The following is an 11,423-nucleotide window of genomic DNA, read 5'->3' as shown; positions in this document are numbered from 1 at the left end:
CTTTTATCCTTTTATTGGGGTCATGTTGGACAAGTCTTTTAACGTTTGTGTGTAATGCTCTGAAAATATTTCTTTAATCTTCTCCTTATCTTTCGTCCGAAGTACATCGAGCAAAATCTGATGGTTCTCTACAACCTGATGGACCCTTACCGGTACTTTGTTGGATACTGTCAGATACATTGCGCCAACCTGCGTGTCAAGCTGCCTGTGCATGTTGATCAGCCTGCTATGTTTGGAAGCCTCCACGATCGTCCGATGAAAAAGAATATCGCATTGTGCCTGGCTTTCTAAGTTTTGCTCCACCATCATCTGATAAAATTGGTCAAGCAACTCTTCAAGCTTTCTAAAATCCTTTTCTGTCAGATTGAAAACCGCGAGCTGAGCCGCCTCTGCTTCGAGTAGTGCACGAAGCGTATAGATTTCGAAAGCATCTTGCTTTGAAAGTGTCGTAACAAAAGTCCCCTTGTTCGTTTCGTGCTTGATCAATCCTTCGTTTTGTAATGACCGTAATGCCTCTCTCACTGGTCCTCTTGAAATCTTAAACTTTTCTGCAAGCTGGGCCTGGTTGATCCTTGCTCCTGCCTTCAGTTCTCCGTTTAGAATCATCTTCCGAATGATGGCCGCAACATCATCTGATAGATTCCTGTGGTCAAGGATCATGGATGTCTCCCCGCTCATGAGATTTTTTTCCCCATCGATTCGTAGATTTCTTTTAACTCATAGAGGTTATCCCAGCTCATTTGCCTGGTTCCTTCTTCCATTTCCTTGATCATCTCTACCATTTTTGTTGTCAGCGGCATGGTAAGGTGATAGCTTTTTGCTGTTTCAATGATCGGCACCAGCTGTTCATCGACTTCGGTTTTGCGTTTTCGTACAGCAAGGTCGCGCCAGATGCCGCTTTTTGTTTTCTTGTTCGTTGCCATTCTTTCTGCTAATTTTTCCAACTGACTGTTGAGCTTAGCGGCATCCCTTGTTTCCCTTGGATACACTAACTCTGGAACCCAATCATCGAATCCAAGTGGAACAACGCCTTCCCGGTCAGCTATTTCTAAAATCTCTGAGCAAAGTTCCAACAGTGTTTCTCGCAAGTCCATTTTTCTAACAACTCCTGCCATCGTTTCATCGACCAATGCAGTTGCATACAGAAGTCCGGCATAGGACATCTTTCCCCATAAGTAGCCCCAGATATTGTCTGTTAGCTGAGCCGGTCCCCAGCATTGCAGCTTTTCTTTTAGCAGTAAAACTCTTTCTGATAAAACTCCGTTTAACTCTCCCAGATAGAGTGACGCAACACCGCCGTACAAAATCCTGCCCGGTCCCAGATAGTCTGCCGAGAAATTAACAAAGCAGCCGATTGTCCGGTCCTCACCTACTAAGGAAGCGATTGTTCTTTCACAAAGTCCATTTTGAAAGGAGACGACCTGGGATTCAGATGTAAGCAATGGAAGAAATGGCTCTAACGCCTGTTTTGTATGATGTGCCTTTACACATAGGAACACGGTTTCTAATTTATTTTTATAGAGTAAAAGCTCTTCAGGTGTAAAAGCTACACTTTCTGCGGTAAACCTTTCATCCGGACCTTCGATCGTTATTCCTCTCGCATTGATTGTTTTGACATGTTCTTTATCGATATCACAGAAGACAACTTGTTCTCCTGCTCTGGTAAGGTAGGCACCCAGCACGCCGCCGATTGCGCCCGCTCCTATTATCGTGATTGCCATATCGTACCTCCTAGAAAAGTTGTAAGCCTCCGTCAGCGGAGATGATCTGTCCACTTACATACCGTGCAAAGTCAGAAGCAAAGAATAAGACTGGATATGCAATATCCTCTGGTTCTCCAAGCCGTTTTAGAGAGATTGATTCCTTTAACTGCTCCTGTTCTGTTGGTGACATTGCTTCCCATTGTTTTTGTGTAGAAGGATTAGAAAGTACAAAACCTGGAGCGACATTGTTGACAGTGATCCCATATTTTCCGAGTTCACGAGCCATCTGCCTAGTAAAACCAATCTGCCCTGCCTTTGCAGAGGTATATGCCTGGATCCCTGTCAGGCTGCTGCTTCTGCCGGCACCACTTGAAATATTTACAATTCGGCCATACTGTTTCTCTTTCATATATGGCGCCACGGCCCGGACCATATAAAAGCATGTGTTAAGATTCACTTTAAGAATGCTCTCCCATTGCTCGTCTGTTACATTTTCAATCGGCTGATGGACCTGCCCGACGACCCCTCCGGCCACGTTTACAAGAATATCGATCTTCTGAAAATCTTTTATAACCTGTTCTACTAAATGATCTGACTGATCCGCCTGTGTAAGATCTGTTGTATAAGTATGTATTTTGGAAGATGCACCAGCAGAAGCAACCACTTCTTCTACTTCATGTTTTGTATCAGACAACGGACCATCCAGGATATCTGTAGCTGCTACATATGCTCCGCGTCTAGCAAACTCCTTACAGATCGACCTTCCGATTCCATGGCCTGCACCTGTAACAACGACGACCTTATTTTCGAAAGTTAACTGTAAACTGTTAACACTTTGCGTCATATGCTTCTCCTTTGCTTTATTTTTTCTAAGTATATATGATAGTTTTGTTAGTTTCAACAATATTCTTAAAATTACAAATATTTGGACTAAAGTTTTGTTAATTCCCTCTTTTTCGACATTTGTTTCGACAGAAAAAAAGGGGCTGACCCAAAAGGATAAAGTATCCTTTGAAGGTCGCCCCTATTGTGATTCAATTTTTATTCTCTGGAACATCAAACTGAAAATACACATTATGCTTTCCTTCGAATTTTTCAATTAACTCTTCTTCTTGAAGGGTCATGCTAATTTCATCCCTCCCGTTTAAAAGCATTTCTTTACGAAAAGAATCGACTTCAAATCGAGTATGGAAACCGTGCTTTCCTTCAATCGTTTGCGAGTCAAGATCAACTCTTAGTGTGTAGCCTTCCACTCTGTTTACGTTTTCGAAAAGGTCACTTACAAGAGTTTCTGAAATGACGATTGGTAAAATGCCATTTTTAAAGCAATTGTTATAAAAAATATCCGCGAACGAAGGAGCAATAATAACACGGAAGCCAAAGTCCTTCAACGCCCATGGGGCATGCTCCCTTGAAGATCCTGACCCGAAATTTTTGCGAGTTAATAATATGGATGCTTTTTTATATACATGCTTGTTTAAAATAAACTCTGGATTTTCTTCCTGATTATCATGGTATCGCCAGTCAAAGAACAAATATTTTCCATAACCTTTTTTCTCCACACGTTTTAAAAATTGCTTGGGAAGAATCGCATCGGTATCAACGTTAGGCCGGTCCAGTGGTACGACGATACCTTCATGGGCAATGAATGGTTTCATTGGATGACCTCCTTCTTGAAATCCCAATTCCTCACATCATAAAAGTGCCCTTTAATCGCTGCGGCAGCTGCCATAGATGGACTAACAAGATGCGTCCGGGCATTTCTTCCCTGCCTGCCCTCAAAATTCCGATTTGATGTGGAAGCACATCGTTCACCAGGCATTACAATGTCTTCATTCATACCCAGGCACATACTGCATCCGGAATTTCGCCATTCGAATCCAGCTTCTAAAAATATCTTGTCAAGCCCCTCTTGCTCCGCTTGCTTTTTCACCTGTTGCGAGCCAGGCACAACAAGCGCACGTATCTCTGGGAAGACTTTGTATCCTTTAACGATTTTCGCAGCTTCTCGTAAATCTTCGATTCGGCTGTTCGTACAGGAACCAATAAAAACAGTATCCACCGCAATCTCTTCCATCTTGGTTCCAGGTTCAAGCCCCATATAGACAAGGGCGTCCTCTGCTTCCTTCTTATTTTCTTTTGACAGTGAATCGGGATTTGGAACAGATTCATCGATACCCCCGACGAATCCAGGATTTGTTCCCCATGTAACCTGAGGGGCTACTTTAGTTGCATCAAATTCGATCGAGATATTAAAATTTGCATCCTCATCACTATATAATGACTTCCACTCTGATAATGCCTGGTCCCACTTTTCTCCTTTTGGTGCAAAAGGCTTGTTTTTCACATAATCAAACGTAACATCGTCTGGCGCAATTAATCCTGCCCTCGCGCCAAATTCGATCGACATGTTACAGATTGTCATTCGCTCTTCCATCGATAATGCTTCAATGGCTTCTCCGCGGTATTCGATAACATGGCCAGCAGCAAAATCGTTTCCATACTTTCCTATGATAGATAGAATTAAGTCTTTTGAAGTTACGGCTTCAGGCAATCTCCCATTGATCATAATAGACAACGTCTTGGATGGATATTGTTTCAGGCACTGTGTAGCAAGAACATGCTCGACTTCACTTGTCCCGATTCCAAATGCCAGAGCGCCAAAAGCGCCGTGAGTGGAAGTATGGCTGTCTCCACAAACCATTGTTTGACCGGGTAGAGTTAACCCTAACTCCGGGGCGATAACGTGGACGATTCCCTGCATGTCGCTTTCTAAATTATAGAGCTGGACACCAAAATCTCGGCAGTTCTTTTCAAGTGTTTCAACCTGAAGCTGGGCAGTTGGATCCCGAAATGGATAACTGCGAGAAGCGGTGGGGATGCTATGATCCATTGTCGCTAGCGTCAATTCAGGACGCCGGACAGGCCTGTTCGCTTCTCTAAGCCCAGAAAAAGCTTGAGGCGAAGTCACTTCATGAATCAAGTGAAGGTCAATATAAAGTAAAGCTGGCTGGTCGTCATTGTTATGGACAACATGTTTGTCCCATATTTTTTCATAAAGGGTTTTCCCCATTCCGAATCCCCTTTCTTAACTAAGTCCTAGTATTGTTTGAAAAATCCGGCTTTCGTTTTTCTAGAAACGCACGTATCCCTTCCTGCCCTTCTTCAGAAGAGACCCTGTCTGAAATTTGAAGAGATTCTTTTTCCATCTGTTCTAATAATGTATGTTCAAATGAATGGTAAAGGAGCTCTTTAGTTAGTCCAAATGCTTCTGTTGCACCAGCGATAAGCTCATTTGCGATTTTTTGAACCTCCTCTGATAATTGTTCTTCCTGACAGACTCTGGTTACAATACCCCATTGAAGTGCTTCTTCTGCAGTAAGCTTTCGATTCAACAGCGCCAGTTCAAGCGACTTTTTCAGGCCGATCAGACGTGGTAGAAAATAACTTGTTGATCCATCAGGTGTCAGGCCTGCTTTCGTATAAGCCATCACAAACCGAGAATTTTCAGAAGCTACAACAATATCAGCAGCACAAACAATGCCTATACCGCCTCCTGCAACAGTACCATTCACCTCTGCAACGACAGGCTTTTTCATCGTAACAAGGTTATTTATCGCTTGATGCAAAGGAACAGTGACCTCCCGTAGGTGGGAAGAAATGTTACTTTTTTCAGCAAAAGCCTTCAAATCCCCTCCAACAGAAAAGTGCTTGCCACGACCCGCAATAACAACAACTCTTACCTCCTTCTTTTCCTTAAAAATGCTAGAAATACTTTCGAGCTCCCTTGCAAACTCAAGTGTAACGCTATTTCCCGCTTCCGCTCTGTCCAGATAAATCCTTCCTACATTATTGATTACTTCTGTTTTTATCGTCTGATATTCCAAGCGTTTCACCTACCTAAAATAGGGGTGCTTCGTTCAAGCACCCCTTTATTATTACATCTTCACTACTTCTCCACGATTGCCAAAGTTGAAAGCGGTTAGTGGCTCCCTGGTATTTTTCATTTGGTTTCGAAGCTCGACTGTTTCTTTCTCTTTAACATCATATGTGACTGGATCGAGCACAACACCGTATGCCTTTTTAGCTTTGTCAATGCTGACGAGACCTCTAGAAACATCCTGGCGAACTTTTTCCGGTTCACGCTCGATTGGGTCTCCCCATCCGCCGCTTCCACCAGTAATGAATAGGATTTGGTCTCCCGGTTCCACCTCAACGTTGTCTACTTTGGAAGCCAAAGGAATCTTTGTGCCGTCTTTTTTAATCAACAGTTTTGAGGATGAGGAACCTGGTTCTCCACCGTTGATTCCCCATGGTTGGATGGTCGAACGGTCATCGTGGATTGATACGGATCCTTTAGCCAGACATGTATAAAGCTTTTCATTACAGTTACCGCCCCTATGAAGTCCTGCTCCGCCCGAATCTGTTCCTGTTTGATAGTATTCCACTCGTAACGGATAGTAGGTTTCTAGATATTCAGTTGGAATGTTAACGAATGCCGGCCACCAGGAATGCCCATCGAGTCCATCACCGATAGGACGTCCTGGCAATCCTCCATACATAACTTCCATCAAGTTGAAATATCGGTCTTCTTCATCGTACCCTGAATAAATGAAGTAAGGGCTTGTTCCATATCCAGCTGCAGGGCTATTTTGTGGTGTGTTAATCGAAAGCGCTCCACTAAGCACATCGAACAAACGGCTCAAAGCATGGGTACGGCAACCGAGGGCTGCAGGCTGTTTCGGTCTCATCAAGCACCCTTCAGGCGTTTTGACATGAAGAACATCATAGAACCCATCATTAAACATGATCGCAGGGTCGAACACCGAGATAAGAAATGCGCCGATAAACATTTTGAACATGGAATCACTCAGGTAATAGTTAATCGGACCCGGCGATTGTTTATCTGTTCCTTCCCAGTCGAAGTAAGCATTGTCTCCTTCTCTCCAAATCGTTAACTTCATCTTATAAGGACCGTTTCCTAACCCATCATCATCGATGTAATCCTCAAAAGAAACAGGTTTCTCGGGCAGGAAGTTCTGGATAAGCTGACGCATCATCACATTAGTTCTTTCTAGTAAAGCATCAAGGGCCTGAAGATAAAACTTTGCCCCAAATCGTTCACATAACTCCTGTACGCGCTTTTCAGCTGTACGGCAGGAAGCAACGATTGCCATCAGGTCACTGTAGTTCTCAATTGGAGTCCTTGTATTTGCTTTAATGATGGAAATGATCGCCTTGTTCAACTCGCCTTTTTCAAAAAGCTTCACCGGAGGAAAGCGCACGCCTTCTCCGTAAATTGTTTTGGCTGTTACAGGCATACTTGAGGCAACTGGCCCGCCCACGTCCATCACATGTCCAAACATTGATGAATAGCCGACAATCTTCTCTTGATAGAAGATTGGGATGATTACCATCCAGTCATTAATGTGAGAGATAGATCCACCGCAACTGTATGGATCACTCAAGAATATGACATCCCCTTCATTAACACCTTCTGGAAATTGATTAATAACCTCAGGTACATGTGAACCGAAGTTTCCGACCACCATCTTACCATCCGGATCAGTAATCATCGGGAAGCAATCATGCTGTTCCCTAATAACAGGTGACATGGCTGAGCGAAATAACGTTACATCCATTTCTTCTTTAACATTCTTTAAGGCGTTTTCAATAATATCGACAGTAATGGAATCAATTTTCGTCATTTTAAATCTCCTTTCTGGATAAGGATATTCATGTGCTTATCGATCTCAGCTGTATAACCCGGGAGCACTAGCGTCGTCGTGTCTTTCTGGCTTATGATCGCCGGCCCAGAAACTTTATTATTCGGCCTTAAGAGGCTTCTTTCATAAATTGGTGCATTCACAAATTCTCCATCAAAATAAGCTTCATGCTTTTCATCGACAATCGCTTGAGACGCGTCTTCTCCTCCCTCTTCTGAAAGCGGGATAGCAGGTGATAGCACTTTACCAATCGCAACAGCACGGATGTTAACCACTTCAACCTCGGTGTCCATTTTAAAACCGTAGACCTTTTCGTGGATTTCATCAAAAGTCCGTTTTAAAATACCTAATCCTTCTTTTTCAAGCTTGTCTTTTGTAACCTCGATCGGAATCTCGTGCCCCTGACGGAAATAACGAACATCTACTTCATATTTGATTTTCCTTTGTTTTTCGTTTACTTTTTCCTGATCTAACCATTCATCACTTTCCTTGCCTAGTTTGTTTAGTTCGGAAATAATTTCTCGGGTATCAAGCTGGCTTAACGTACGGATGAATGTCCTGGAATATTCATTTCGAATATCCGATTGTAAAAATCCTAGTGCTGACAAAACTCCCGGGGTCGGAGGGACAATAACAGGGAAGCATCCGGTTAGTTCTCCAAGTGCGTTTGCATGGAGTGGACCTGCGCCGCCTAAAGCAAGTAATGAAAACTCGCGTGGATCATAACCTTTTTCAACTGAAACCACACGTGTAGCTCCATACATGTTTTCATTAACAATGTCATATACACCCTTGGCTGCACGATAGATATCTGTATTTAGCTTTTCAGCCACACTATCCATCGATTTTTTCGCAGCTTCTACATTTAATTGCATCTCTCCGCCAACAAGACTGGGTGGTAAATATCCGAGCACTACGTTGGCATCGGTCACAGTAGGATCTTCCCCTCCTCTATCATAACTTGCCGGTCCTGGTTCTGAACCTGCACTCTGAGGGCCGACTCGAAGGGCTCCTGTTAAAGGAACATGGGCAATCGAACCTCCTCCTGCACCAATACTGACTACTTCGAGGGAAGGGGATTTTACTGGAAACACGCCCACCTTCGTCTCACGTGAAACACGGGGAGTTCCGTCATAGGTCAGGGCAACATCAGTAGATGTTCCTCCCATATCAAAAGATATAACATTCCGATAACCAGTCTGGACCCCGATCATAGCAGATGCCGTAACTCCTCCTGATGGTCCTGAAAGCATTGTGTGGACAGGACGAGAGGAAGCAGCAGGAATACTCATAAGTCCTCCATCCGATCGAACGATACTAATACGGCTGTCCAGCTTCTGTTCATCCATTTTATTTCGAATATTGTTCAGATACTTTTGCATTGGAGGCCTTACATAGGAATTCATAACGGTTGTTAAAGTTCTTTCATATTCACGAAATTCCGGAAGAATATCAAAAGAAACGGTAACGAGAATATCCGGGTTAATTTCCTCAGCAATCTCTTTTATGCGTTGTTCATGTGTGGGGTTTGCGTAGGAGTTAACAAGACTAACAGTAAGGCTTTCGACACCCTGCTCGTAAAGCGACTGGATTTCTGAACGAATATGTTCCTCGTCCAGTTCTGTATGAATTTCCCCCTGGGCTGTAATCCTTTCCTTAGCTCCACGAGTATAAATTAGGTCTGCAAGGGGATCAGGTTTAAGAAAGCCCATCCACGCACTGATCGGAGCTGGTGTCCAGGACCTGGCTACATGTAGAATCTGTTCAAATCCTTCTGTTGTAATGAGGCCAACTTTTGCTCCTTTGCCTTCCAGTACAGCATTGGTCGCTACAGTTGTTCCGTGGATGATAGATTGGATCTCTGAGATAGCAACATTATTTTCCTCACAGATTTTTTTAATTCCGTTCATTAACCCAATGGATTGGTCTGTTGGTGTTGAAGGTGTCTTAGTTCCAAAGATCTCACCCGTCTTTTCATTTTGGAGCACGATATCTGTGAAAGTTCCACCTACATCAACTGCAATTCGATACATCATTTAGTCCCCCTTATCGTTTTAGTGAAAACTTTAAAGCGCTTTCAAAAAATCAAGTAAATAATCGATACCTATAACTTCTCCGTACTTAGTCTGTATATCGTTTAAGTTTGCGCGATGAGCCTGTTCCGATCGATCGCCGACACACTCTTCAGGCACGATTGGCTTAAAACCATATTGGAGTGCGTCAACCACCGTTGCCCTTACACATCCCGAGGTGGTACACCCTGTAACAATAAGCGTATCCACACGATGATAAGCAAGAATAGAAGAAAGGGATGTTCCAAAGAATGAACTGGCATACTTTTTTGTGATCAGAGGTTCTGAATCGTCCCTCCTTTCCAATCGTTCATCGACTTTTATCCATTCACTCTCAGCTGTTAGATTTTTTAGGGCGGGAACCTTTTCTATAAAGTAGCCCCCATCCAGAAAGTGGGGTTCATAGACTACAGTTGTAAAAATGATAGGAAGCTTTTTACTTCTGGCTGCATCTAAAAGCTTTTTAGTATTGTTTACTTCTTCATCCAGATTAGATCCTAATTTGCACTGTGGGTCAGTGAAACCTTTGATAAAATCAACAACTACTACGGCTGGCCTTTCACCAGGCTGAATATTCTCTCCAAATCCTTCAAACGATTCTTTCATGGGTATCACCCTTATATGATTTGTCTTTCTTTTAACTCTTCGATTCTATGGTCGTTATATTTTAGAAGATCTCCGTAGATTTCATCATTGTTCTTACCCATTTTTTCTGCTCCAGGATGATTAACCTTTCCCGGTGTCCTGCTTAACTTTGGGACGATACCTGGCATCGGAAAGTCTCCGAGCTCAGGGTGATCTACTGATAAAATCATATCTCTATCTTGATAGTGTGGATCTTCGACAATTTCCTTGGCGCTGTAAATCATACCGGATGGAACCCCGTGTTCTTCTAAAAGCAACAGGCAATCTTTTGCAGGCAAAGACTTTGTCCATCGCTCAATGAGCGCATCAAGCTCTTTCATATTCTTTCCTCTGGCATCATGTGTTGCATAATCCGGATCATTAGCTAGCTCAGGCTGGCCCATCGCTTCGCATAATCTTTTGAAAACGCCATCTGCATTCGCTCCGATCACGATGTATGTACCGTCCTGTGTTAAATAAATATTGGAAGGAGCAACCCCTGGCAAAATATTTCCCATTCGCTCTCTGAGATACCCGGTTAAAAGATAGTCGGGAACTGTACTTTCCATCACGGAAAAAACAGCTTCATAGATTGCCGTATCAACAATCTGTCCCTTTCCTGATCGTTCACGTTCATGGAGTGCTGTTAAACAACCGATCGTTGCAAACAGGGCAGCAAGCGTATCCCCAATACTAATTCCGATTCTCGAAGGCGGTCTATCAGGAAAACCTGTTACATAACGAAGGCCTCCCATCGCTTCAGCAACACTTCCGAATCCGGCCCTGCTCTTATATGGTCCGGTCTGTCCAAACCCAGAAGTTCTTACCATTATGATTCCCGGGTTAATTTCTGACAGTTCTTCGTAAGAAAGGCCCCATTTTTCCATCGTTCCAGGCCTAAAGTTTTCAATAATAATATCTGATTCTTTTACAAGATCTTTTAAGACTGCTTGTCCCTCTTCTTCCCGAAGATTGAGTGTAATAGACTTTTTATTCCTTGATTGAATCGGCCACCATAATCCTACTCCATCTTTCTTTTTTCCCCAGTCTCTCATCGGGTCAGACTTTCCTGGCGGCTCTACTTTAATGACTTCTGCGCCAAAGTCTGCAAGGAGTCTCCCTGAAAAAGGTCCAGCTAAAAGGGTACCAAGTTCAAGCACTCTTACTCCATGTAAAGGCAGCTTATTTTCTTCTTCCATTGTTAAACACCCCCGGATGACTAATTTAAAGAAATCGTATCACTTTGTATACAAACAATCAACTGAAAATTCATAAATTTATAATACTTTAATTTTTAA

At 43.1% G+C, this 11,423-nt stretch carries 10 protein-coding genes; all 10 read right to left on the bottom strand.

Annotated elements, in window-relative coordinates:
* Nucleotides 1–3 precede the first annotated feature (3 nt).
* A complete protein-coding gene (locus tag FCL54_RS16660; RefSeq protein WP_171016888.1) occupies nucleotides 4–660 on the bottom strand; it encodes a GntR family transcriptional regulator in 657 nt (218 codons plus the stop codon).
* 14 nt (nucleotides 661–674) lie between these two features.
* Nucleotides 675–1,721 (bottom strand): ketopantoate reductase family protein, encoded by a 1,047-nt coding sequence (locus FCL54_RS16655; protein ID WP_138127867.1) that lies wholly within the window; start codon nucleotides 1,719–1,721, stop codon nucleotides 675–677.
* Nucleotides 1,722–1,731: 10 nt separating this feature from the next.
* Nucleotides 1,732–2,547, bottom strand: a complete 816-nt coding sequence (locus tag FCL54_RS16650) for an SDR family NAD(P)-dependent oxidoreductase (RefSeq protein WP_138127866.1) — start codon at nucleotides 2,545–2,547, stop codon at nucleotides 1,732–1,734.
* 190 nt (nucleotides 2,548–2,737) lie between these two features.
* Nucleotides 2,738–3,361, bottom strand: coding sequence for a 3-isopropylmalate dehydratase small subunit (gene leuD, locus FCL54_RS16645; RefSeq protein WP_138127865.1), 624 nt, complete (start codon nucleotides 3,359–3,361; stop codon nucleotides 2,738–2,740).
* Nucleotides 3,358–4,776, bottom strand: a complete 1,419-nt coding sequence (gene leuC / locus FCL54_RS16640) for a 3-isopropylmalate dehydratase large subunit (protein ID WP_138127864.1) — start codon at nucleotides 4,774–4,776, stop codon at nucleotides 3,358–3,360. Before leuC ends, leuD begins: the two co-directional genes overlap by 4 nt.
* A 19-nt stretch (nucleotides 4,777–4,795) precedes the next feature.
* Entirely contained in the window at nucleotides 4,796–5,590 is a 795-nt protein-coding gene (locus FCL54_RS16635; RefSeq protein ID WP_171016887.1) for an enoyl-CoA hydratase/isomerase family protein, read from the bottom strand.
* A 51-nt stretch (nucleotides 5,591–5,641) separates the two neighbouring features.
* Nucleotides 5,642–7,411 (bottom strand): hydantoinase B/oxoprolinase family protein, encoded by a 1,770-nt coding sequence (locus FCL54_RS16630; RefSeq protein ID WP_138127862.1) that lies wholly within the window; start codon nucleotides 7,409–7,411, stop codon nucleotides 5,642–5,644.
* Complete coding sequence (locus FCL54_RS16625; RefSeq protein ID WP_138127861.1) at nucleotides 7,408–9,462, bottom strand: hydantoinase/oxoprolinase family protein; 2,055 nt, start codon at nucleotides 9,460–9,462, stop codon at nucleotides 7,408–7,410. Before FCL54_RS16625 ends, FCL54_RS16630 begins: the two co-directional genes overlap by 4 nt.
* A 33-nt stretch (nucleotides 9,463–9,495) precedes the next feature.
* Nucleotides 9,496–10,107 carry an isochorismatase family protein gene (locus FCL54_RS16620; protein ID WP_138127860.1) on the bottom strand — a complete coding sequence of 204 codons (612 nt, stop codon included), beginning with the start codon at nucleotides 10,105–10,107 and terminating at the stop codon, nucleotides 9,496–9,498.
* Between the two features lie 11 nt (nucleotides 10,108–10,118).
* Nucleotides 10,119–11,324 (bottom strand): CaiB/BaiF CoA transferase family protein, encoded by a 1,206-nt coding sequence (locus FCL54_RS16615; protein WP_138127859.1) that lies wholly within the window; start codon nucleotides 11,322–11,324, stop codon nucleotides 10,119–10,121.
* Nucleotides 11,325–11,423 lie beyond the last annotated feature (99 nt).

Source organism: Exobacillus caeni (assembly GCF_005747095.1).
Lineage (GTDB): Bacteria > Bacillota > Bacilli > Bacillales > Guptibacillaceae > Exobacillus > Exobacillus caeni.
Note: the sequence above shows the minus strand (reverse complement) of the source record. Positions and strands in the feature narration are given on the sequence as shown.